General features: G+C 74.0%; 20 protein-coding genes. 13 read left to right on the plus strand and 7 right to left on the minus strand.

Going from position 1 to position 22,210, the window contains the following annotated elements:
* Positions 1 to 9 precede the first annotated feature (9 nt).
* Entirely contained in the window at positions 10 to 636 is a 627-nt protein-coding gene (locus J2S43_RS40525) for a TetR/AcrR family transcriptional regulator (RefSeq protein WP_306838561.1), read from the plus strand.
* 16 nt (positions 637 to 652) lie between these two features.
* Here J2S43_RS40525 and J2S43_RS40530 read toward each other — a convergent pair whose 3' ends face one another.
* The 3 genes from J2S43_RS40530 to J2S43_RS40540 form a co-directional block, all read right to left on the minus strand.
* Positions 653 to 2,014, minus strand: a complete 1,362-nt coding sequence (locus J2S43_RS40530) for a GTPase domain-containing protein (RefSeq protein ID WP_306838563.1) — start codon at positions 2,012 to 2,014, stop codon at positions 653 to 655.
* On the minus strand, positions 2,011 to 3,792 hold the full coding sequence (locus J2S43_RS40535; RefSeq protein WP_306838564.1) for a dynamin family protein: 1,782 nt from the start codon (positions 3,790 to 3,792) through the stop codon (positions 2,011 to 2,013). The genes J2S43_RS40530 and J2S43_RS40535 overlap by 4 nt, the downstream gene beginning before the upstream one ends.
* A 134-nt stretch (positions 3,793 to 3,926) precedes the next feature.
* Positions 3,927 to 4,835: an IniB N-terminal domain-containing protein gene (locus J2S43_RS40540; RefSeq protein WP_306838565.1), complete on the minus strand. Its 909-nt coding sequence runs from the start codon at positions 4,833 to 4,835 to the stop codon at positions 3,927 to 3,929.
* A 458-nt stretch (positions 4,836 to 5,293) separates the two neighbouring features.
* On the opposite strand from J2S43_RS40540, the gene J2S43_RS40545 reads away from it, so the two are divergent.
* The 5 genes from J2S43_RS40545 (at position 5,294) to J2S43_RS40565 (ending at position 11,464) form a co-directional block, all read left to right on the plus strand.
* The gene (locus tag J2S43_RS40545; protein WP_306838567.1) at positions 5,294 to 6,637 is read left to right on the plus strand and encodes an Hsp70 family protein; all 1,344 of its coding nucleotides are present in this window, start codon (positions 5,294 to 5,296) and stop codon (positions 6,635 to 6,637) included.
* An 8-nt stretch (positions 6,638 to 6,645) separates the two neighbouring features.
* On the plus strand, positions 6,646 to 9,129 hold the full coding sequence (locus J2S43_RS40550; RefSeq protein WP_306838569.1) for a helix-turn-helix transcriptional regulator: 2,484 nt from the start codon (positions 6,646 to 6,648) through the stop codon (positions 9,127 to 9,129).
* Entirely contained in the window at positions 9,126 to 10,277 is a 1,152-nt protein-coding gene (locus J2S43_RS40555) for a sensor histidine kinase (protein ID WP_306838571.1), read from the plus strand. The genes J2S43_RS40550 and J2S43_RS40555 overlap by 4 nt, the downstream gene beginning before the upstream one ends.
* Before the next feature lie 73 nt (positions 10,278 to 10,350).
* On the plus strand, positions 10,351 to 10,707 hold the full coding sequence (locus J2S43_RS40560; RefSeq protein WP_306838573.1) for a DUF742 domain-containing protein: 357 nt from the start codon (positions 10,351 to 10,353) through the stop codon (positions 10,705 to 10,707).
* A 37-nt stretch (positions 10,708 to 10,744) separates the two neighbouring features.
* A complete protein-coding gene (locus tag J2S43_RS40565; protein WP_306838575.1) occupies positions 10,745 to 11,464 on the plus strand; it encodes a hypothetical protein in 720 nt (239 codons plus the stop codon).
* On the opposite strand, the gene J2S43_RS40570 is transcribed toward J2S43_RS40565, so the two are convergent.
* A complete protein-coding gene (locus J2S43_RS40570) occupies positions 11,445 to 12,008 on the minus strand; it encodes a GrpB family protein (protein ID WP_306838577.1) in 564 nt (187 codons plus the stop codon). The two genes, J2S43_RS40565 and J2S43_RS40570, sit on opposite strands and share 20 nt — an antisense overlap.
* A gap of 66 nt (positions 12,009 to 12,074) precedes the next feature.
* On the opposite strand from J2S43_RS40570, the gene J2S43_RS40575 reads away from it, so the two are divergent.
* Together J2S43_RS40575 and J2S43_RS40580 are read left to right on the plus strand one after the other, a co-directional pair.
* Positions 12,075 to 12,434 (plus strand): VOC family protein, encoded by a 360-nt coding sequence (locus J2S43_RS40575; RefSeq protein WP_306838578.1) that lies wholly within the window; start codon positions 12,075 to 12,077, stop codon positions 12,432 to 12,434.
* A gap of 2 nt (positions 12,435 to 12,436) precedes the next feature.
* The gene (locus J2S43_RS40580) at positions 12,437 to 12,826 is read left to right on the plus strand and encodes a hypothetical protein (RefSeq protein WP_306838580.1); all 390 of its coding nucleotides are present in this window, start codon (positions 12,437 to 12,439) and stop codon (positions 12,824 to 12,826) included.
* 180 nt (positions 12,827 to 13,006) lie between these two features.
* Here J2S43_RS40580 and J2S43_RS40585 read toward each other — a convergent pair whose 3' ends face one another.
* From J2S43_RS40585 to J2S43_RS40595, 3 genes are read right to left on the minus strand one after another with little or no spacing between them, the layout of a single operon-like run.
* Positions 13,007 to 13,387, minus strand: a complete 381-nt coding sequence (locus J2S43_RS40585; protein ID WP_306838582.1) for a RidA family protein — start codon at positions 13,385 to 13,387, stop codon at positions 13,007 to 13,009.
* A gap of 13 nt (positions 13,388 to 13,400) precedes the next feature.
* The gene (locus tag J2S43_RS40590) at positions 13,401 to 14,690 is read right to left on the minus strand and encodes an amidohydrolase/deacetylase family metallohydrolase (protein ID WP_306838584.1); all 1,290 of its coding nucleotides are present in this window, start codon (positions 14,688 to 14,690) and stop codon (positions 13,401 to 13,403) included.
* On the minus strand, positions 14,687 to 16,102 hold the full coding sequence (locus J2S43_RS40595) for a helix-turn-helix domain-containing protein (RefSeq protein ID WP_306839778.1): 1,416 nt from the start codon (positions 16,100 to 16,102) through the stop codon (positions 14,687 to 14,689). The genes J2S43_RS40590 and J2S43_RS40595 overlap by 4 nt, the downstream gene beginning before the upstream one ends.
* A gap of 133 nt (positions 16,103 to 16,235) precedes the next feature.
* Between J2S43_RS40595 and J2S43_RS40600 the strand changes: the two genes are divergently transcribed.
* From J2S43_RS40600 to J2S43_RS40620, 5 genes are all read left to right on the plus strand, one after another.
* On the plus strand, positions 16,236 to 17,459 hold the full coding sequence (locus J2S43_RS40600) for an alanine racemase (protein ID WP_306838586.1): 1,224 nt from the start codon (positions 16,236 to 16,238) through the stop codon (positions 17,457 to 17,459).
* A gap of 107 nt (positions 17,460 to 17,566) precedes the next feature.
* Entirely contained in the window at positions 17,567 to 18,823 is a 1,257-nt protein-coding gene (locus tag J2S43_RS40605) for an extracellular solute-binding protein (protein ID WP_306838587.1), read from the plus strand.
* 2 nt (positions 18,824 to 18,825) lie between these two features.
* Positions 18,826 to 19,752 carry a carbohydrate ABC transporter permease gene (locus J2S43_RS40610; protein ID WP_306838589.1) on the plus strand — a complete coding sequence of 309 codons (927 nt, stop codon included), beginning with the start codon at positions 18,826 to 18,828 and terminating at the stop codon, positions 19,750 to 19,752.
* On the plus strand, positions 19,749 to 20,567 hold the full coding sequence (locus tag J2S43_RS40615) for a carbohydrate ABC transporter permease (RefSeq protein ID WP_306838591.1): 819 nt from the start codon (positions 19,749 to 19,751) through the stop codon (positions 20,565 to 20,567). The genes J2S43_RS40610 and J2S43_RS40615 overlap by 4 nt, the downstream gene beginning before the upstream one ends.
* Positions 20,564 to 22,189, plus strand: a complete 1,626-nt coding sequence (locus J2S43_RS40620) for a beta-N-acetylhexosaminidase (protein WP_306838593.1) — start codon at positions 20,564 to 20,566, stop codon at positions 22,187 to 22,189. Before J2S43_RS40615 ends, J2S43_RS40620 begins: the two co-directional genes overlap by 4 nt.
* Positions 22,190 to 22,210: the final 21 nt, after the last annotated feature.

Below are 22,210 nucleotides of genomic sequence, written 5' to 3' on the forward strand. Positions count from 1 at the left end.
TACGCACTCATGGCGCCCTCCGACACCCGCACCCAACTGCTCGACGTGGCCGAACGGCTCTTCGCGGAGCGCGGCTACCGCGGCACCTCGATCCGCGCGGTCACCGATCTGGCCGGCGCGAACCTGGCCGCGGTCGGATACCACTTCGGCTCGAAGGCGGATCTGCTGGCCGCGGTCGCCCGCCGCGCGATCGCGCCGATCACCGCGGCGCAGTCCGCCGGGCTGGACCGGCTACTCGCCCGGACCCCGGACCCGTCGGTCGCCGACCTGGTGGAGGCGTTCGCGGGCCCGATGTTCGACGGGATGCCGGCCGGTGACGAGGGCGGTGCCCGTACCTCCCGGCTGATAGTCACGATCCTCAGCGACCCGGCCGAGGAGACACGCGCGTGGCCCGGCCCGGACGAGGACGCGGTCCGCGAACGCTTCGTGGCCGCGTTCCGCCGCGCGCTGCCCGGCCTGCCCCCGGAGGAGCTGTGGTTCCGGATGCGGGGGATTCTCGCCGTGACGGCCGTGGACCGCGTCGACCTCTACAACCGGCGCCCCTCGGACGGCCCGCCCCCCGCGGCGGATGCGGCCCGGCGCTGGGCGATCACGTTCCTGGCGGCCGCGGTGAGCGCGCCGCCGACCGGGACCTGACCGCTGCCGGGCCCGGTCAGACGCCCAGGCGGTCCAGGATCGAGGCGCAGCTCTCCACGACGATGGTGGCGGCGCGGCGCTGACGGCGGTCGGCGGTGCCGCCCTCGGCGAGCACCTGCCAGCGCAGCAGTGCCTCGTCACAGTGGCGGCGCATGGCGGGCGCGTCGGTCGGCTCGTCCAGGCCGAGGCGGGACGGGATGTCGGTGCCGTCGCCGCCGGCCAGCCGGTGCGCCTCCGCCTCCAGCTCGGCCGCGAACCGCACCGGCAGCTCCGGAAGCGCCGCGACCAGGCGCATCTCCCGGAATTCGGTCGCCTCGGCCAGGATCCGGCCGAGCCGCACCCGCAGCGCGTCGGTGCGCGGCGTCCACTGACCGTCCAGCACCGACTCGATTGCCAGCAGCGTGGCGCGGGCCTTCAGCGCCTCGGTGCGCGCGATCAGGCCGCGGGTGATGGTGTCCCGCAGCTCCGTGACGCCGCTGCGCCGGGCCAGCTCGCCGGCGAGCGTGAGCCGGGTGTCGTGCCCGGTCCGGGCCAGCACGGTGGCCAGCCGGACGCCGGGCAGCCCGAGCCGGTGCAGCAGGTCCGGCGGCAACCCGGCCCGCAGGTAGCGGTCCGTGCTCAGTAGTGCGCCGTCGGTGTCCGTGCGGGGCAGCGCGGCCAGATGCGCGATGGTCTCGAACTCCGCGTCGGTCAGCGTCCGCGCGGTCGCGGCGGCCAGCCCGCCGAGCGCGTGTACGCGCAGGCAGACGTCGCGCACGGCCGGGTCGCGGCCGTGCCGCCGGGCGATCTGCCGCGCGGTGACGAACGCGTCGGTTCGCCCGCCGTTGACCTCGTCGGCCCGGGACAGCACCAGCACGGTCGCGATCGGCGTGGCCCGGGCGACCGCGCTGTGCTGGTGCGTGCGCAGCGGCTCCAGGTCCGCGGGCCGGGCGGCCGGGCTCAGGTGCAGTACCGCGTCCGCGTCGTCCAGACTCGCGCCGTCCGCGGGCGTGTCCAGCAGCGTCATCTGCCGCAGCGCCCGGCTCGGCCAGTGGATCACCAGGTCGCCCTCGGCCTGGCCGGTGCGCGGCCCGTCCGGCGTCATCGTCAGCGGCAGTTCGAAGGGCTCACCATCCCGGGGGTACGCGGTGGCGCGCGGCCCGGCACCGTCCTGGTACCAGACCGTGGTGGTGTCGCCCGGCGGCGTCACCGGCGCGACCCGGTCCCCGATCAGCGCGTTGACCAGCGTGGACTTGCCGGTCCCGGCCCGGCCCGCGACCGCGACCCGCAACGGCTCGGTCCACCGGTGCCGCTGATGCCGCAGCGTCGCCACCCGCGGATAGGCCGCCAGCGTGTCGTCGAGCAGCGATTGGACCGTACCCGCGAGGTGTGGGGTCATGCGGTTTGCAGGGCGGGCTGCAGCTGTTGGGCCTGGCGGTAGAGGGCGGCCAGCTCGCGGAGACTGAGCTCGATCTCGCGCTGGCGGCGCTCGGTCTCGGCCACGTCCGCGTCGGCGGCGAGTTTCGCGGTGCGCACGGAGTGCACGATCGCGTCCTGCAACCGGTCCGTCAAGTCCAGGAAGTGGTCGCGCAGCAGCCGGTGCGCCTGCCGGACCGTGTCCTTGCCCTCCTTGCTGACCAGCAGGAAGAAGTCGTCGACGTGCCGCTGGGTGCGGGTCCGGGCCGCGGCCTGCCGCCGCTTGAGCATCGTCTTGCTCTCGTCGTGCACGGTCTTGCCGCCCAGGATCGCGCCGGCACCGACCGACACCGGGTTGATCAGCGGCATGCCCGCGAGGCTGGTCGCCAGGCCGACCATCAGGATCCCGCCGTACGAGCCGCGCAGCCCGGTCAGCGCCTTCTGCGTGATGGTGAACTTCTCCACGCCGGGCTGCTCGATGTGCGGCACCAGCCGGTCCAGGTCGTCCGGCACGTGCATGCGCCAGGTCGGCAGCGCGTCCTGGCCGTACTCGCCGAAGTGCGCCGCGACCCGGTGCGAGATCCACTCGCACTGCGCGATCAGCCAGCCGAAGTTCGCCTCCGCGGCCTCCTTCAGCTCCCGGTCCAGCCACGCCGCGAACTCGTCCCACGCGGTCATCGGGTCCGCGGTCTCGAACGCAGCGTCGACCTTGCGGAGGATCTGCCGGGTCCGGTCGCGCAGGTCGTACTCCACGTTCGACACCAGGTCCGCGACGTCGTCGTTGAGCGTGTTCTGCCAGCGGACCTGCCGACGGCGCACGTCGTCCAGCGCGCGCTGCGCCTCGTTGAGCCGGGCCATCGCCTGCGACGGCGCGGACGCGGACGTCAGCCGGGCCCGCAGCGGCGCCGCGACCTGCTCCAGCGCGCCCCGGGCGGCCTGCGCGGCCGCGGTCCGGGCGAGCGCGTGCGGCTTGCCGGCCACGTCCCGGCTCAGCCGGCCGATCAGCTCGGGGAAGCCGGACTCCGCGTTCAGCTCCGCGTCGCCGGTGCGGGCGGCCTGCAGGCGCAGCACCGCGGACACCGGGATCACCGCGACGGACAGCCCGGCCGCGGCCAGCCGCTGCCGGTTGCGGTCCGCGACCGCGCGCCAGTCCGCGGCGAGATCGGTCTTGGTCAGCGCGACGATCACGTTGGGCACGGCCGTCGCGGCGTCGCGCAGCAGGTCCAGTTCCGCGACGGTCAGCTCCGCGGTCGCGGCGGACGCGAGCACCACGGTGTCGGCCGGCGGATGGTCACCGAGCCCGCCGAGCAGCGCCGGCCAGCCCTTCCCGGCGGTGGCCGCGGGCGTGTCCACCAGCGTCAGGCCGCCGGCCAGCAGCGCGCGCGGCACGCCGATCTCCGCGCGCAGCGCCTCGCGGCCGCGGATGTGCGGCGCCGCCTCCGCGACCGTGAGCGCGGTCCGGGCGGTCCGGTGCACCAGCAGCGCGCCGGGCTGTTCCGCGTGCCGGACCACGGTCGGGGTGCCGGTCGTGCCGGCGTCGCCGACCGGGCAGACCGGCGCGTTGATCAGCGCGTTGATCAGCTGGCTCTTGCCCTGGCCGGGCTCGCCGAGCACGACCACCCACAGCGCCGGGTCGAGCAGCTGGGCCCGCCGGGCACGCAGCCCCGCGGCGAGATCCGTGCGGCCGTGCACCAGGCAGGCCCGGACCGACGCGTCGAGGACGTCCACCCACATCGGCGCCGCCACCGAGCCGATCGTCACGGTCCACCTCCGGCAGTCGTTCGTGCCCCCACGCCTGCCGCGCGGCACCCGAGAATCCGGGGCCGCGCGGCAGAGGCGTGGTGATCGAGCCTCATCAACCTGGCCGGAATACTAGCCGGGTTGAAAAAAGCTCATTAGAACAGAATGTCGGTGACGCCCGACAGGTCCGGTCCGTGGTGCTGCTCGGCGCCGCCGGACAGCGTGCCCGTGACCGTGCCGGTGACGGTGCTGGTGACGTCGTGCAGGCCGGTGACGCCGGTCAGGCCGTCGACGGTCGAGGTGACGCCGGTCAGCGTGTGGTCCAGGCCGGTGCCCGCAGTCAGGCCGTCGGTGATCCCGGTGACGCCGGTGGTGACGCCGCCGACCGTGCCGGTCACGCCGTGCAGCGTGCCGCCCACGGTGTCCAGGCCCAGGCCGAGCGTGCCGAACACGGTGCCGTCGAGACCCGCGACCGTGCCGTCGAGGTCGCCGACCGTGCTGCCGACGCCGGTCACGGTCGGGCCGAGGCCCGCGCCGTCCGCCACGTCGTAGACCGTGCCCGCGACCTCGTTGACCGGCGAGATCGCCGTGCCGGCCACGTCCGCGTCCAGCGTCGCGGACAGGTCGCCGTCCGGGCCGAGGGGCACCTCCACCAGCGTCTCCGCACCCACGTCGAGGCCCAGGCCGGAGAGCGCGCCGACACCGACCGAGACACCGCTGTGGTCGATCGCCAGGCCCGCGGCCGCGGCCGTGTTGCCCAGGTCGCCCGAGGCGTGCGTGCCGGCCGACAGGTGCGCGGTCACCGACTGCAGCTGTGCCACCGCGGTCGCGGACACGGTGGCACCGGCCTCCGCCTCCACCGCCGCGGTCGGCAGCGCCAGGCCGGCCAGGCCCGGCACCGCCGCGTAGTCGACGACCAGCGGCACGACGTCCTGCACGTCCGCCGGCGTGATGTCGCCCAGGCCGGCCGCGTGCAGCGCCGTCTCCGGGTCCAGCTCGAAGACCGACCGCGCCTGCGGGTCGGTGATCAGGTTCAGTACGAAGTCGTGCAGCGTCGAAGTCATCGTGCGCCAAGCCTCTCAGTGATACGCGGTGGTCGTGCAGCGGCTGCCGATTACCGAAGCTAGTGCCGCGCCCGCCGCCGAACATCGGGGACGAGACCGGGTTCCGCTCCCGGCCCCCTGGGGACCCCCGGGGTGGGGGATAGGGGATTAGGGGGTCCGGGGGTGGTCGTTTTTGTGGGGTCCGTCCCATGGCGGCTTTCTGGTACGAACTAGTGCAGCCCGCCGATCACCGCGCCGGGGCGGCAGCCATCCCGTCCCGGCGCGAGGCGGGCTTGAGCCCACCGTGGCCGCGGCCGGACTCCGTCTGCCTGGCCGGCCGTGCGAGCGTGTGCCCACGCGCCACCACGGAGGGCTCGGTCCTCCCGGGTAGGGGTGCCCGAGGGAGGGCACGAGGGATGGGGCGGGTGTCCGCGGCTCATGCGGGCGCCCGCCCGACGACGATGACGAGGGGAGGCGGCATGGCGTACGTGCTCGGCATCGACATCGGCGGCACCCACGTCACCGCGGCCGTCGGCGTCCTCGCCGACGGCACCTGGAAGCGCCCCACCCCGGTCCGGCTGCGCGGCGACTCAGACGAGGCACCCGCGGTCCTGCACGTCGACCCGGAGGGCGCGCTGCAGGTCGGCGACCCGGCCGAACGCGGCCCGGTGCTGCGCCCCGGCGTCGTCGCCCGCGAGTTCGCCGGCCGGATCGGCGCGGACGCGCCCGTGCTGCTGCGCGGCGAACGCTGGTCACCGCAGACGCTCACCGCGATCGTCGCCCGCCGCGTCACCGACCTGGTCCACGACCGCGAGGGCCGGCCACCGGCCCGGGTCGTCGTGGCCCACCCGGCCACGTTCACCGCGCACCACGTCTCCGCGCTGCGCGCCGCGCTCGCCGACGTCGGCCTCGCCGCCGAACCGCTGCCCGAGCCGGTCCTGGCGGCGGAGGGGCACGCGGCCCGCGGCGGCACCGGCGCCCGCGCGCTCGCCGTGCTCACGATCGGCGGCACCGGGTTCGAGGCCTCGGTCGTCACCCGGACCAACCCGATCACGTACGCGGTGCGCGCCACCCGGACCGGCGCCGAGCAGATCGGCGGCGCCGACCTCGACGAGGCGCTCGCCCACCACGCCTACGACGCGCTGCGCCCCGAGATCGGCCCGCTCGCCACGGACGCCGAGCGCCACCTGCGGATCCTGCACGACCTGCGGGCCGAGAGCCGGTACACCCGCGAGCAGCTCAGCCACGCCGGCGAGGCCGAGATCATCCTGCCGCTGCACCCCGGCGAGATCCGGCTGACCGTCACCCGCGACCAGCTCGCCACGCTGTTGCGGCCGCTGCTCGACCACCCGGCCGCCACGCTGGCCCGGGCCGTCGCCGCGTCCGGCGTGCCACCGCACCACCTCGGCGGCGTCCTGCTCGCCGGCGGCACCGCGCACACGCCGCTGCTGGCCGAACTGTGCGCCGCGCACCTGCCCGGCGTCACCATCCTTCCGCCGGGCGGCGCCACGCTGGTCGCCGAGGGCGCGGCCGCGGTCGCGGCCCAGCTCGCGGCCGGGCTGCACGACGCGCCACCGGACACCGGCCGGCGCGGCACCGCGGTCTGGGAGCCCGAGCCCGGGCAGGAGCCGTCCGTGCTGCCCGCGCCCGCGTCCGACGGCCGGGCGCACACGCCGGACGCGCCGCCCCGGCCGCCCGTGCGGATCAGCACGCCGGATCTGCCCGGCCGCCGCCGCACCCGCAGGGCGCAGGGCATGAACGCGAGCGCGGCCGCTCTCGTACTCGCAGTCGGGGCTTTCGCGCCCGGCATCCCGATCGGTTGAGGAGAACGGTGACGATCCGCACCATGACACCGTCCTGGCTGGTGCTCGACGAGCAGGTCGCGCGGATCTGCGACGACCTCGCGGCCGAGCCGGCCGGCCCGCTGCGCCTCACCCTCCAGGCCCCCGGCGGGTACGGCAAGAGTGCGCTGCTGTCCTACCTGGACGGAATGCTGCGCGAGCACGACGTGCCGGTGATCGACGCCTGGACCGACCCGCTCGACGACGCCGGCGACGACGCGGTGCTGCTCATCGACGACGCCCACCTGCTCGACGAGGGCCGCCTCGCCGCGCTGCACCCGCTGCTCGGCGGACGCCGCCGGCTCGTCCTCGCCTACCGCCCGTGGCCGCGCCCGGCCGGCCTGACCTCACTGCTGACGATCCTGCGCCGGGAACGCCCGCCGGTGCTGCTCGGCCCGTTCACACCGGAGCAGACCGCGCGCGCCGTGCACGCCTGGACCGGCGGCACCCCCGGCGGGACCCTGGCCGACCGGGTGCACCGGCTCAGCGGCGGCGTCCCCGGCATCGCGCACCGGATCACCGCGGCCCTCGCGGCCGGCCCGGACCTGACCGACACGTCGCTGCTGCAGTTCCGCGCGGACCTCGACCACCTCGACCCGGACGTCCGCCGGCTGCTGCTGGCCACCGCGGCCGGCGGCGCGCTGCCGATCGGCGTGCTCGCGGAGCTGCTCGGCCGCGACCCGGCCGCGATCGACGAGCTGCTGGAGGCCGCGCGCGCCACCGGCCTGCTCGCGATGGACGACACGCTCGTCCCGGCCGCCCGGCAGGCCGTCACCGCGCTCGGCCCGGTCGCGCACCGCGCCGACCTGTGGCAGCGCCTCGCCGCGCTCCAGCTGGCCCGCGGCGACGGCACGCTCACCGTGGCCCGCTCACTGCTCGACGCCGGCATCGGCGGCAGCGGGCTCGCCCCCGCGTTCCAGGCCGGCGCGGAGGAGGCGCTGATCGCGGCACCCCAGGTCGCGGCGCGGCTGTTCGCTGCCGCGGCCGCGAACGGCGCACCCGCCGGCGCCCGGCACGCGCTCGCCACCGCGCTCGGCGGCGACCTGGACACCGCGCTGCGCCTCGCCGACCGGCTCGTCGGCGCGCCCGGCACCGGACCGGTCGCGGAGAACGACCGGGCCGCCGGCGCCGCGGTCGCGGCCGCCGTGCTCGCCCACCGCGGCCAGCTCGCGCACAGCGCCGAACGGTACCGGTGGTCGCGCACGCCCACCTCCCGCTCGTTCGCCGCGCTCGCCGCGCGGGTCACCGGCGCCGCACTCACCATCGAGGACGGTCCCGTCGCCGACGGGCCGCCCACGCTGCTGACCAACGCGGCCGCGATGATGGCCGACGGCATAGAAGAGAGCATCGGGGGTACGCCCGCGGCCGCGCTCGCCACGCTCGTGCAGGCCGCCGCGCTGCTCGAACCGGCCGGCCCGGCCGTGCTGCTGCCGGACAGCCCGGCCGCGCTCGCCGCACTGGTCGCGCTGCACGACGGCGAACTGGACGCGGCCGACGCCGTGCTCGACCGCGCGGTCACCGCCGGCATGGGCTCGGTGCTGATGGCCCGCCGACACCGGCTGCTGGCCGGCTGGATCCGGATGTTCCGCGGAGAGACCGCCGCCGCCCACGACCTGCTCGACGCGGCCACCACCGGCGGCGCGCCGATCCAGCTGCGTGACGGGCTGTTCGCCACCGCGCTGCAGATCGGGCTGGCCCGGCGCACCGGCGACCTGCCGGAGATGCACCGCGGCTGGGCCGCCGCCCGGGAGACCGTGCTGCGCCACCCGGTCGACCTGCTCACGCTGCTGCCGCTCGGCGAGCTCACGGTCGCGGGAGCGCGGCTCGGCGAGCGCGCGGCGCTCGACGTACCCGTGCGGCAGGCTCTTGATCTTCTGGATCGGCTCGGCCGGCCACCGCTGTGGCACGCCACGCTGCACTGGTACCTCCTCCAGGCGGCCGTGGTCGGCGAGGACGCCGGGACCGCGGCCGTGCACGCGGACGCGCTCGCCGCGGACGCCGGCGCCACCGCGCACACCGCCGTGCTCGCGGCCGCGGCCCGCAGCTGGTGCCGGCTGCTCACCGGCGACATCGACCCGGCCGAGACCGTCGCGCACGCCCGAGACCTGGCCCGCACCGGCCTGTCCTGGGACGCGGCCCGGCTCGCCGGACAGGCCGCCGCCCGCACCGCGGACCGGCGCGCCATGGTCACGCTGCTCGACACCGCCCGCCTGCTCCAGGGCCGCCAGCCCGGACCGCGCGCCGACACCCCGTCCGAGCCCACGCCGACCGGGCAGCTCTCCGGCCGTGAGCAGGAGGTCGCGGAGCTGGTGCTGGCCGGGCTCACCTACAAGGAGATCGGCGACCGGCTCTTTATCACGCCCAAGACCGTCGAGCACCACGTGGCCCGCATGCGCGCCCGGCTCGGCGCGCCCAACCGCGCGGAGCTGCTCGCCCGCCTGCGTGCCACGGCTTCACGAAAGGCGCCGGAATGACAAAGCCCGCCCTGATCATCCTCGTCCCGGCCGGTGCCGGCCTGATCGCCTACGCCGCCGGCAACGCGGTCGCCCGCGCCGACGCCGGCGAGGCGCCGTTCTCGCTCCAGATCGTCTTCGCGGCCGTCCTCGGTGTGCTCGTGCTCGTCGCCTGCGCGGTCGTGGTCTGGCTCGCCCGCCAGGTCCGCGCGGCCGCGGCCTACGCCGAGGACCTCGCCGCGGTACGCGTCCCCGACCTCACCCGCCGCGTGCGCGCCGGCGAGCCCGTCGACCCGGCGACCGTGCTGCCCGCACCGCACGGCGGGCCGTTCGCGCCGCTCGGCGCCGCGCTGCACGCGCTCGCCTGCCACGCGGTCGACGCGGTCACCGCGGAGACGATCAGCCGCGACGCCCAGCAGCTCGCACTGCGCGTCGGGCGGGACAACCAGACTCTGCTGCACCGGCAACTGACCATGCTGGACGAGGTGGAGAGCCGGCAGACCGACCCGGACGAGCTGGCCCGGCTCTTCACCATCGACCACCTCGCCGCCCGCATGCGCCGCAACGTGGAGAAACACCTCACGCTCTCCGGCAGCACGCCGGCCCGCCGCTGGCGCAAGCCGGTGCCGATGCTGGACGTGCTGCGCGCCGCGGCCGCGGAGGCCACCGACTACCACCGGGTCGACGTCGCCCCGGTCAGCGGCCCGGTGCTGCTCGGCCGCGCGCTGATCGACGTCACCCACCTGCTGGCCGAGCTGATCGACAACGCGCTGCTGGCCGCGCCCGGCCAGCAGGTGCGGGTGGTCTGCACGCCGATGCGCGGCGAGGTGCTGATCACGGTGCGCGACCTGGGGCCGGCCATCGAACCGGCCGCGCTGACCGCGGCGAACGAGCTGCTGCGTGCGCCGGCCACCGCCACGGAGGAGCAGCGCGGGCACGGCCTGCACGTGGCGGCGCGGCTGGCGCAGCGGCGGGGCATCACGGTCACGCTGCAGACGAGCCCGCAGGGCAGCACGGCCACGGTCCTGATCCCGGCGGACCTGCTGGCGGCGGTCCCGGCCGCGGCTGGTCCGTCCGGCGGCGGTCCGTCCGGCAACCCGGCCGGCCGGACCGCCGCCGTTCCCGGCGCCCGTTCCCGCTCGCTACGAGGCGCGGATGTCGCCCGATAGGCCGGCTCCGGTCTCAGATCCGGGTTCGGTGCCGGTTTCGGGTTCGGCTTCAGGTTCGGTTTCGGGTTCGGCTTTGGAGGAGGCCTGGTATGACGACGCGGCCGGTCCCGTGGTGCGGCCCTACGCGGTCACCCGCGGCCGCACCCGCCCGGCCGGCGACCTCGACCTGGTCACCCTCATGATCACCACCGGCAAGGGTGCGCGCGGCGGCCGCGCGCTCCCACCGGAACAACGCGAGATCCTCCGCCTGTGCCACAGCCCGCACTCCGTCGCCGAGGCCGCCGCCAACGCCGGCCTCCCGCTCGGCACCACCCGCGTCCTCCTCGGCGACCTGGTCACCGCCGGCCTCGTCACCGCCTGGGAACCGCCCACCACCGCCCCCACCGAAAAGCTCCTCCGCCGCGTCCTCGTCGGCCTCCGCGCGCTGTAGCGAGAACACGCAGTGGGGTCCGGCCACCCTGGGGGAGGTGACCGGTCATGAGGTTCGGCCCGGCGAACGTTCGTGGATCGTGGACCGGCCACTCACCGCGGCCCGCGAAATCGGCCTGACGGCCCCGCCCACACCGGAGCAGCTCGACGGCGCGGCGGAACTCTTCACGTGCCTGGAGCGGGGCGGTCTGGAGCGGATCGCCGTACCGGAACCGTTGCGCAGTCAGCTGATCGCGCACGTGACCAGCACCGGGACGGGCACCATGAAATTTGAGGATGCGGCACGGGTACGGCGCCGACCGTACCGTCTAGAAGATCGTCATAATGTCGGCGTGGAGACGGCGCGGTTCGATGCGGCAGCGGTACGGGTTGCGGAGGACCGGGGTGACTTCGATGCGGCGATCGCGCTGGTCGGGCCGTTCGGCGAGTGTTTCAGCGACGACCTGGACCGGCACGAGGCGCACCTGTGGCACGTCGACCTGCTCGGCCGCGCCGGGCGGCTGGCCGAGCTGGAGGAGATGGGCCGCACCGACGAGCACGCGCGCCGCCGGCTGAACCGGCTGCTCTACCGCAGGGGCCGGGCCGCCGCGTTGCGCCGCCGCGCGCTGGCCGGCGACCGGCTCGCGTTCTACCTGCTGGTCGGCCTGCACCACGCGCGCGGCCGGCACGCGGAGGCACGCCGCGCCATCATGGAGATCGACCCCACCGGCCGGTACGCGATAGAGGCCGAGCCCGCGTTCACGGCCGCCAGCCGGTAGCCGCCGCCCACCGCTCCGCGGACACCATGATCAGGTCGATCACCGGGTCCTTGAGATCGGTGTAAACCTCGATGTCGTCGACGACCGCGGCCAGCTGCTGCTTGAAGCGCGCGTATGCCGGGACCGCCGCCGGATGTGCGCGGAACCAGTCCCGGAACAGCAGCGCCAGCCGCTCGTTCGGCGACCCGGCCAGCCGGCAGTGCAGGTTGATCTCGTCCAACCCCGGCACCCGCCGGTTCCAGTAGCGCTTGACCCATAGCCCCGGCGGATCGTCCCGCCCGGCCGGCACGTGGTCCTGCTCGTACGGCTTCCGTTTCAGCCCGAGCGCGGCCAGCGGGGCGTCGAACGCGGTCGCCGCGGCGTCCAGGTCCACCGCGACACTGATCTGCAGATCAAAGATCGGCTTCGCCGCCATCCCGGGTACGGACGTGCTGCCGATGTGCTCGACCCGCAGTGCGAGCGGCCCCAGCGCGTCCCGGACCTCCCCGGCGAGAGCAACGCCCCGGACCGCCCACGCGATGTCGTACGAGGCAACGTGCGGCATCCTCATCCCCTCCCGCCGGTCGGGCCGGCCCAGCGTAGCGCCGCGGCGCACGGCAGAATCGGCGTCATGGTCCACAACCACCACGCGATCGACTACGTCGAGCTGACCGTCACCGACCTGGAGGCGGCGAAGCGCTTCTACGGTGCCGCGTTCGGCTGGCGGTTCAACGACTACGGCCCGGCCTACGCCGGCATCCGCGGCCCGCACGACGACGCCCCCGAGGCCGGCGGCCTGAGCGCCACCGGCGAGGTCCGCCCCGGCGGCCCGCTCGTCCTGCTCTACTCGGCCGACCTCGACGCCACCGTCGACGCGGTCCGCGCCGCCGGCGGCAGGATCGTCCAGGGCCCCTACGCCTTCCCCGGCGGCCGTCGCTTCCACTTCACCGACCCGAGCGGCAACGAACTCGGCGCCTGGTCCGAGCGCTGACCGTGAACGACGAGGCCGATCTCGCGCGTCTGGCCGCCGTCACGGTGACCGTCGCACCCGGCCGTGATCTGGACGCGATCACGCTGGTCGCGGCGTGGCGGGCGCACGTCGCGACATTCGAGGGAGACCTGACCGGCGGCGCCCGCGACCACGTCGCCGCGCTCTGCTTCCGGGACTGGATCGCCCAGGTCTCCGCGCTGCTCCCGGCCGACCTGCGCCACCGTTACGACCGGACCGTCGCCGTGATCGACGCGCGCTTCAAGGCCGTCACCGAGCCCGACGTCGACGGCCTGGTCGAGCGCGCGGCCGACTTCCCCGACTCGATGCATGACTGGTGGTGGTTCCGGATTCCCCGCACCGGCCCGGTCCGTGACGACCTGATGAGCGGGTGAGGAAGGATGCCGGTGTGCGAATCCCACGATCCACGCGCACGTCGACTACTTCCAGTGCCACCACTACCTGGCGGAGGAATCTACCTGGCGGAGGAGTCCGAGGAACTGGTCGTCACGACGGACGAGGGGTGACACCGGAGACCGCCGCTCGCCGCGAAGAGCGAGCGGCGGAAGGATGAATCAGGCGCCGGTGTAGAGGACGGCGTCGATCTCGATCTGGAAGCCCTCCAGCGGGACCGGCAGCGTGGTGCGGGCCGGGAGGTTCTCGGTGCCGAGGAACTCGGTGTAGATCTCGTTCATCTTCGGGAAGTCGGCGAAGTCGCGCAGGTAGACGCCGACCCGGACCGCCTGGTCGAGGGACGCGCCGGCGGCCTCCGCGACCGCGGCCAGGTTCGTGAAGGCCAGGCGGGCCGCGGCCTCGAAGTCGTCGCGGATCCAGGTGCCGTCCGGGTGGACCGGGCAGGCTCCGGCCAGGTAGACGAAGTCGCCGGCCACGACGGCCTGGGAGTACGGGCCGCCGGGCTGCGCGGCCCTGTCGGTGGCGATGATGCGCTTCGGCATGCGGAAAGCCTTTCTATGCAACGGGAAATCGAGGGAACTGTTCGGTCAGTCCGTCCGCATTGACCAACGGATCAGTCAGCAGGGATCGCAGCGCGAACGTGCGCTCGTGCAGCGCCTGGCGTTGCGCCGGGGTCAGCGGGATCCAGGACGGCGGCGGTTCCGGCAGGCGGGCCGGAAGCAGCCGCCCGCCGACGTAGGTGGCCTCGTTGACCAGCCGCTGGGTCGCGGTCCGGCGCTGCTGGTGCGCGTCGACCACCTCGAACGGGCCGTCGCGCAGCGTGAACACCGCGATGTCCGCGGGCGCGCCGACCGCGAGCGTGCCCGCGGCCAGGCCGAGCACGGTCGCCGGGATCACGGTGGCGCGGGCGATCACGTCGGGCAGCGGCATGCCGAGCGCGAGCATCTTGGTCAGCGTCGTCGGCAGGTCGAAGACCGGGCCGTAGAGGCTGCGCGCGTGCAGGTCGGAGCTGAGCGTGTGCGGCACCAGCCCGGCCTGCAGCTGCGCGTCGAGCACGTCGAAGGCGAAACCCCCGGACCCATGACCCAGATCGAAGAGCACCCCACGCCGGTACGAGTCGGTGAGCGCCGGATGGGCCAGCGTGGATCCGGCCGCGATCGCGCTCGCACAGTGCGTGACCAGGTCGCCCGGCCGGAGCAGCGCGAGCACGTCGGAGAGCGCGGGCGGTGACGTGCCGATGTGGACCATGAGCGGCACGCCGAGCGCGGACGCGGCGGCCAGACCGCGGCGCAGCGGCTCCAGGCCGTTGCCGCCGACCGTGTCCCGGTCCATCCGGACCTTCACGCCGCGCACCAGGTCGCGGTGCGCCGCGATGGTGGAGATCGCCAGGTCCACGTCGCAGTGCGCGAGGTCGCGCGCCTCGCCGGTGCGCCCGGCCAGCCCGACCGCGGAGATGTTGAGGAGCGACGCGGTCCGCACCCGGCTGCGCGCGGCCGCCTCGCGGAACGCGCCGAGCGTGAACGCGCCCGCGGAGCCCGCGTCCACCCAGGTGGTCACGCCGGTGTACCAGGCGACCGGGTCCGGGTCGATGCCCCAGTAGCCGCCGCCCGCGTGCACGTGCGTGTGCATGTCGACCAGACCGGGCGTGACGATCTTCCCGTGCGCGTCGACGACCTCGCGCGCGCCCGCGGTATCCAGGGACGGCGCGACCGCGGCGATCCGCCCGTCGCGCACGCCCACGTCGAACGTGCCGACGTGATCGCCGCCGACGTCCACGACGTGCCCGCCGGTGAAGACCAGATCCAGCGGGTACGCCTCGGCAGCCCCTGCCGTCCGGCCACTCACGACCGCACCGCACCGGCCACGCCGGTCCCCGCGACGGCAGCCGATCCGGCCGCGGCAGCCGATCCGGCCGCGGAGGTCCGGCCGGCCGCGGAGGTCCGGCCGGCCGCGGAGGTCCGGCCGGCCGCGGAGGTCGGGCCGGCGGTGGTCGCCGCCGTGATCGCCAGCCGGTAGAGGCGCGTCGGCCGGCCCTTGCGGCTGACCTGCGCGCTGCCCTCGTCGACGACCAGCCCTCGTTCGCTCAGCTTGCGGATCAGCCGCCGCCCGCTCGGGTCGGTGATGCCGAGTGACGCGGCCAGCTCGCCGGGCGACACCGGGCGTCCGGCCAGGCCGCGTTCGATCGCGGCGAGCCGGGACAGCGTGCCCGCGCTCAGCCCGACCTCCGCGGCCAGGTCCTCCAGGCCGGCGTCGTGCGCGCGGTAGGTGAACGTCAGCGCGGTGCTGCCCGCGCCCATCGGGCCGATGACCAGGCCGGAGTCCTCGATCAGGTACGCACCCGGGGCCGGCTCCTGCTCGGCGCGCGCGGCGGCTCGCTCGGCCAGCGCCACGCACGTGCGGGCGGACGCGCCGATGCCGAAGCCGGCCACCACCCGTACCCCCAGGGTCTCTTGGGCTCTGGACAGCACGTCCAGGTCGACCCAGCGGTGGGTGACGGCCTCGAACAGCGCGCGGTGCGCGAAGACGACGACGCCGCGCCGGTCGCGGTTCTCGATCCAGCAGTCGGCGAACTCGGGCGTGTTGAGCAGCAGGTTCATCAGCCCTATTCGGGCGCGGTCCGGGTCGGGGGAGCTCGGCGCGACCAGGAACACGCCGGCCGCGAACCGCAGCTCGTCGGCCTGCTTGGACTTCACCCGCAGCGCCAGCTGGTGCAGTTCCGCGCGGATGGTGGCGATCTCCGGCTGTGCGGTGATCACGGTGGCGCCGTCGATGCCGGCCGCGATCACGCCGGTGCGGACGCTGATCACCAGCGGCGCGGCGGCCCGGCGGTGGAAGTCGACGATCGTGGCGACGGTCTGCGAGTCGTCGAACGGCAGGCCGGCGATCTCGGTGCGGGGAAGGCCGAGCGCGTCCGCGACCTCGTCGATCGTGTCCTGGCCGAACGTGTCGATGCTGACCGGCGTGGCCGGGATGCCGGCGGCGAGCGCGCGGCCCCAGGCGAGCGCGAGGTCGAGCGGGGCGGAGCGGGTGACCGCGACCGGCAGGCTGTTCGGGATGACCTCGCGGGCCCGGGCGTACGGCATCGGGCCGAGCAGCAGCCCGTCGACCCGCTTGCGACGCAGCAGCTCACCGACGCGCGGGCGGATCTCCGGCTCGTTCTCGTACTCGATCCACTCCAGCGTGGCGCCGGTCAGCGTGCGCGCGGCCGCGTCGAACCGCGCCCGGTGACTCGTGTGGATCACGAGTCCGATGACCATCGCCACGGGGCCGCTCCTCACCTACGATCGGATCCGACATTCGATCAGGTTCGAAAATAGTGCGCTAAAGCTCGACTAAGAGTGGGGCCTCGGCCCGCGCGGGTCAAGCCCGTCCTGCGAGAAGGGTGTCACAGTGAGCGTCATCGACTGGCGTACCAAGGGGTTCTTCGTTCCGGGGCCGCCGATATCCGACGGGGACTTCATCGCCGCAGGTCACGACCTGTTCGGCGATGCGTTCACGTACCCGCTGATGTTCGCCCGGCAGGCGGCGCTGGACGCGAACGTGGCGACCATGGCCGCGTTCTGCGCCCGGCACGGCCTCACGTTCGCGCCACACATCAAGACCCACATGAGCCCCACGCTGGTACGGGCACAACTCGACGCCGGCGCCTGGGGCGTCACGGTGGCCACGGCCAATCAGGCGCTGGCCGCGGCCGCGATGGGCGCGCCGCGGATCCTGATCGCCAACCAGGTCCTCGACCCGACCGCGCTGCGCTGGGCCGCCGCCCACGACGTCACGATCACCGTCGACTCGATCGAGGGTGCGGAGATCGCCGCGGCCGCGGTGTCCGGCCAGGCGGTCATCGGCGCGGCGGCCGGTGGCGCGGGCGGCACGCTGCCGGTGCTGGTCGAGCTGGGGCACGACGGTGGCCGGACCGGTGCCCGAACCCTCACCGACCTGCTCAAAGTTGCCGAGGTGATCGACGCACGCCCCGGCCTGCGGTTGGCCGGTGTCACCGCCTACGAGGGCGGACTGCCGCACGCCGACGCGATCGCCGCGTTCCTGGACCGGCTGCGCGACGCCGCGAACGCGCTGGCCACGCTGGTCGACGGCGACATCGTGGTCTCGGCCGGTGGCAGCGCCTGGTTCGACGTGGTCGCGGATCGCCTGCGGGGTCAGTGGATTCCCGGTCGCACGGTGATTCCGCTGCTGCGCTCCGGTGCGTATGTCAGCCACGACGACGGCTTCTACCGCGAGCGCACGCCGTTCAACCGGCTGGCCGGCGAGGGCGTGCTGCACGCGGCGCTGGGCGTCTGGGCGCAGGTGCTGTCCACGCCGGAGCCCGGCCTCGCGCTGGTCGGCATGGGCAAGCGGGACGCCCCCTACGACGAGGGGCTGCCCGAGCCGCAGCGGATCCGGAGCGCGGACGGCGTGGCTCGCGAGGCGATCGGCCTGCGCGTGACCAGGATGAACGACCACCACACCTACCTGGAGACGCGGGGCGCGCACGTCGTACCCGGTGATCTGGTCCTGTTCGGTATCTCGCACCCGTGCACCGCGTTCGACAAGTGGCGGGCGCTCCCCGTCGTTGATCATGACGGTCGCGTTTCCGGTGTGCTTCGGCCTTATTTGTGACCTCGGAGGGTCTTGACGTGCTGAACCGCCCGGTCCCACTCTGGGTGCCGCGAGTCAACGAACCATTTACGAACCATGAACGAAACTTTAGACGTGACGGAGGCCTGATGAAGAAGCGGATAGCGGGCGTCGCCCTCGCCGCCGCGCTGCTGACCGGCTGCGCCCCCTCCACCGGCACGCCGGAGTCGTCCGGCGCCGACGAGAAGACCGGAACGCTGCGCGTCTGGCTCTTCGACGAGCCGAACCGCGCGCCCAAGGAAGCGGTCATCAAGGCCGCGATCGACGAGTTCCAGGCCGCGCACTCCGGTGTGACCGTCGACGTGCAGTACATCGCGGTCGAGACGCGCGGCGAGCGCTTCAAGGGCGCGTTCAACGACCCGGCCAGCGCACCCGACGTGGTCGAGTTCGGCAACACCGACATCGCGGAGTACGTGGCGGCCGGCGGCCTCGCGGACGTCACCGCGGACATCGACGGCTGGGCCGAGGGCGCCGACCTCGGTGCCGACCTGCGCGCCAGCGCCACCGTGGACGGCAAGCTCTACGGCCTGCCCTGGTGGGTCGGCGTGCGCGCGCTCTACTACCGCACCGACGTCTTCACCGAGCTGGGCCTGAAGCCGCCGGCCACGATGGCGGAGCTGACCAGCACCGCCAAGACCATCCGGGAGAAGAAGCCGGAGCTGTTCGGCGTCGCGGTCGGCGGGAAGTACACGTTCGGCGCGCTGCCGTTCGTGTGGGCCAACGGCGGCGACATCACGGCGCTGAACTCGGCGGAGTCCAGGGCCGGCGTCACCGCCTACACCGACCTGCTCAAGGACGACAACTGCCCGCCGCAGCAGTGCGCGGACCTGACCGGTGGCAAGACCGTCGAGCTGTTCGCCGGTGGCAAGGCCGGCATGGCGATCCTCGGCAACTTCAACCGCGCCGCGGTCGAGGCCGGAGCCGCGAAGGGAAAGTACGCGGTCGTTCCGCTGCCCGGCACCACGGCCGGCTCGGTCGCGCCCGCGTTCGCCGGTGGCAACAACCTCGGCATCATGAAGAACACGCAGCGCAAGACGCTGGCCGCGGACTTCCTCAAGCTGCTCGGCAGCAAGGCCTACCAGCTGAAGATGTACGAGGCGATGGGCAACCTGCCGACGCTGACCGCGGCCCGCACCGAGCTGGCCGCGCGGGACGAGACGCTCAAGCCGTACCTGGACACGATCGCGGCCGGCACCAGGTTCGTTCCGGTCGACCCGGGCTGGGGCGCGATCGACAGCCAGGCCGTCATCCCGACCATGCTGCAGAACATCGCGACCGGGCGCTCGACCGTGGACGCCGCGACCGACGAGGCCGCCGCCGCGGTGAGCGCGGCCCTGGAGAAGTAGTGGTGACAGCGATCGACGCGGGCCCGGCCGTCGCCGGCCGGGCCCGTCCCCGCACGAGGCGGCAGTTCGCGCCGCTGTGGATGCTGCTGCCCGCGGCCGCGGTCCTGGTGCCGCTGTTCGTCTACCCGATCTACCAGCTCGGCCTGCTCTCCGTGCTGGACTTCCGGCAGGCGCAGGTCAGCGGCGGCCAGCCGACCCGGTTCATCGGCCTCGACAACTACGCGGAGCTGATGTCCGCGCCGAAGTTCTGGTCCGTGCTCTGGGCGACCGTGGTCTTCGCGGCCGCGCTCGTGGTGGTCACGCTCGCGGTCGGCGCCGCGCTCGCGGTGCTGCTCACCAAGGTCAGCCGGTGGGCCGCGATCGCGCTGTCGCTGGCCGCGATGGCCGCCTGGGCGGCGCCCGCGATGACCGGCTCCACGGTCTGGATGTTCCTCTTCGACACCAACCTGGGCCTGGTCAACCGGGTGCTCGGCTGGGAGGGGCACAACTGGACCTACGAGCGGTTCTCCGCGTTCGCGCTGGTCGGCGCGGTCGTGGTCTGGCACTCGTTCCCGTTCGTGATGGTCACGCTGTACGCCGGGATCAAGGCGCTGCCGGAGCAGGTGCTGGAGGCCGCGCAGCTGGACGGCGCCGGCCCGTGGCGCTCGTTCTGGAGCGTCACCGTGCCGATGCTGCGCCCGGTCATCGCGATCGTGGTCATCCAGTCGATCATTTGGGACTTCAAGATCTTCACGCAGATCTACGTGATGACCAACGGCGGCGGCATCGCCGGGCAGAACCTCACCCTCAACGTGTACGCGTACCAGCAGGCCTTCGCGTCCTCGGAGTACGGCCTCGGCTCCGCGATCGGCGTCGTCATGATGCTGATCCTGCTCGCGGTCACGCTGGTCTACCTGCGCATGCTGCGCCGCTCCGGGGAGCCGCTGTGAGCCGTCGAGTCGTCCCGAACACGATCGCGCTGCTGATCGCGCTGGTCGTCGCGTTCCCGATCTACTGGATGGTGCTGTCCGCGCTGAAACCGGCCGGGGAGATCCAGTCGGCCACGCCGGTGCCGTGGACGTTCAACCCGACGCTGGACAGTTTCCAGCGCGTGTTGCAGGTCAACGACTTCGGCCGGTACTTCATGAACAGCCTGATCGTGGCGCTGGCCGTGGTCGCGCTCTCCGGGCTGGTGGCGTTCCTGGCCGCGGTCGCGCTGACCCGGTTCCGCTTCCGGTTCCGGACCACGCTGCTGGTCCTGTTCCTGATCGCGCAGATGGTGCCGATCGAGGCGCTGACCATCCCGCTGTTCTTCCTGGTCCGTGACCTCGGCGCGCTGAACACGCTGTTCTCGCTGATCCTGGTGCACTTCGCGTTCACGCTGCCGCTCGCGGTGTGGATGCTGCGCGGGTTCGTCGCCGCGATCCCGGACGAGATCGAGGAGGCCGCGCAGCTCGACGGCGCGTCCCGCTGGCAGATCCTGTGGCGCATCCTGTTCCCGCTGGTCGCGCCGGGGCTCGCGGCCACCAGCGTGTTCTCGTTCATCACCGCGTGGAACGACTTCCTGTTCGCGCGCACGTTCATCATCAGCGCCACCGAGAACCAGACGCTGCCGATGGCGCTGCTGGTCTTCTTCAAGCCGGACGAGAACGACTGGGGCGGGATCATGGCAGCATCGGTGCTGATGACCGTACCCGTGCTGATCTTCTTCATGTTCGTCCAGCGTCGTCTGGTGTCCGGCCTGGCCGGGGCGGTGAAGGATTGATCCCGCGCCCCGTCTCGGCCTCGTTCGACGACGCCGGCGCGTTCACGCTGCGCCCGGACACCGTGCTGATCGCGCCGGACACGCTCGCCGGGACCGCGGCCTGGCTGCGCGCCACGCTCGGGCCGCCGACCGGCTGCTTCCTTCCGCCGGCGGCGCTGTCCCTCGCTGATGAACCAGCGCCCAGCGGCGCGATCGTGCTCCGGCTCGACGAGCGGATGCCGGCCGAGGCGTACCGGCTGACCGTCTCCGCCTCGCTGGTCACCGTGACCGGCGGCGACCCGGCCGGCGTGCACTACGGCCTGCAGACGATGCGCCAACTGCTGCCGCCGGCCGCGCTACGCCGGGCCGCGGTCGTCAACGGCCCGTGGGAGCTGGCGGCCGTGGAGATCACCGACGCGCCCCGGTTCCGCTGGCGCGGCGCCATGCTGGACGTGGCCCGGCACTTCATGCCGGTCGCCGGCGTGCTTCGGCTGATCGACCTGCTCGCGCTGCACAAGCTGAACGTGCTGCACCTGCACCTCACGGACGACCAGGGCTGGCGGCTGGAGATCCCGGACTACCCGCGGCTGACGTCGGTCGGCGGCTGGCGGCGGCGCAGCATGCGCGGCTCCAAGAAGCACGAGGAATACGACGACCGGCCGCACGGCGGGTACTACACCGCGGACGACGTCCGGGAGATCGTCGCCTACGCCGCGGCCCGGCACGTCACCGTGGTGCCGGAGATCGATCTGCCCGGCCACGTGCAGGCCGCGCTCGCGGCGTACCCACGGCTGGGAAACGGTCCGGTGCCGGCCGTGCGGGAGGCCTGGGGCATCTCGTCGCACACGCTCAACACCTCGGACGAGGCGCTGGACTTCTGCCGCACGGTCCTGCACACGGTCTGCGACCTGTTCCCGTCCCCGGTGGTCGGCATCGGCGGTGACGAATGCGACCGCGACGAGTGGCGCAACAGCCCGGCCGCGGTGGCGCACGCCCGCGACCTCGGTATCGACCCGGACGACCTGCAGGCCTGGTTCGTCGCGCAGTTCACGTCCGTGCTGCGCGAGCGGGGCCGCCGGCCGTACGGCTGGGACGAGATCCTGGAGGGCGGCGCGCCGGAGGGTGCGCTGGTTGCGGCGTGGCGTGGCCCCGAGGCCGCCGCCTTCGCCGCGAACGCGGGCCACGACGTGGTCTCCTGCCCGGACATGCACGTCTACCTCGACTACCGGCAGTCCGACGACCCGGCCGAACCGACCCCGGTCGGCACCCGGCTCACCGTGGAGGACGTCTACGCGTTCGACCCGGTGCCGCCCGGCCTCGCGTCACCCGACCGGATCATCGGGGCCCAGGCGAACATCTGGACCGAGCACATGCCGGACGCGCGGGCCGTCGACTACATGGCCTTCCCACGGCTGTGCGCGCTGGCCGAGGTGGTCTGGTCCGCCACGGCTCGCGACGCCGGGGACTTCGCCCGGCGGCTGACCGGCCACTACGCCCGGCTGGACGCGCTCGGCGTCGAGTACCGCCGGCCGGACGGCCCGCTGCCGTGGCAGTCCCGGCCTGCCGCGCGCGGCAACCCGCTCACCGACGCGGAACGCCGCGAGATCATCGCCGGCCTCACCGCACGGTTGCTGAGCCGCTAGTCAGTGAGCCGCTGGTCAGTG

Source organism: Catenuloplanes nepalensis (assembly GCF_030811575.1).
In the GTDB taxonomy this organism is placed as follows: Bacteria; Actinomycetota; Actinomycetes; order Mycobacteriales; family Micromonosporaceae; genus Catenuloplanes; species Catenuloplanes nepalensis.

Excerpts from the sequence above, each read along its gene's own strand:
- J2S43_RS40525 (WP_306838561.1), top strand. The coding sequence starts at position 10 with ATGGCGCCCTCCGACACCCGCACCCAACTGCTCGACGTGGCCGAACGG.
- J2S43_RS40530 (WP_306838563.1), bottom strand. The coding sequence starts at position 2,014 with ATGACCCCACACCTCGCGGGTACGGTCCAATCGCTGCTCGACGACACG.
- J2S43_RS40540 (WP_306838565.1), bottom strand. The coding sequence starts at position 4,835 with ATGACTTCGACGCTGCACGACTTCGTACTGAACCTGATCACCGACCCG.
- J2S43_RS40545 (WP_306838567.1), top strand. The coding sequence starts at position 5,294 with ATGGCGTACGTGCTCGGCATCGACATCGGCGGCACCCACGTCACCGCG.
- J2S43_RS40555 (WP_306838571.1), top strand. The coding sequence starts at position 9,126 with ATGACAAAGCCCGCCCTGATCATCCTCGTCCCGGCCGGTGCCGGCCTG.
- J2S43_RS40570 (WP_306838577.1), bottom strand. The coding sequence starts at position 12,008 with ATGCCGCACGTTGCCTCGTACGACATCGCGTGGGCGGTCCGGGGCGTT.
- J2S43_RS40575 (WP_306838578.1), top strand. The coding sequence starts at position 12,075 with ATGGTCCACAACCACCACGCGATCGACTACGTCGAGCTGACCGTCACC.
- J2S43_RS40585 (WP_306838582.1), bottom strand. The coding sequence starts at position 13,387 with ATGCCGAAGCGCATCATCGCCACCGACAGGGCCGCGCAGCCCGGCGGC.
- J2S43_RS40595 (WP_306839778.1), bottom strand. The coding sequence starts at position 16,102 with ATGGTCATCGGACTCGTGATCCACACGAGTCACCGGGCGCGGTTCGAC.
- J2S43_RS40605 (WP_306838587.1), top strand. The coding sequence starts at position 17,567 with ATGAAGAAGCGGATAGCGGGCGTCGCCCTCGCCGCCGCGCTGCTGACC.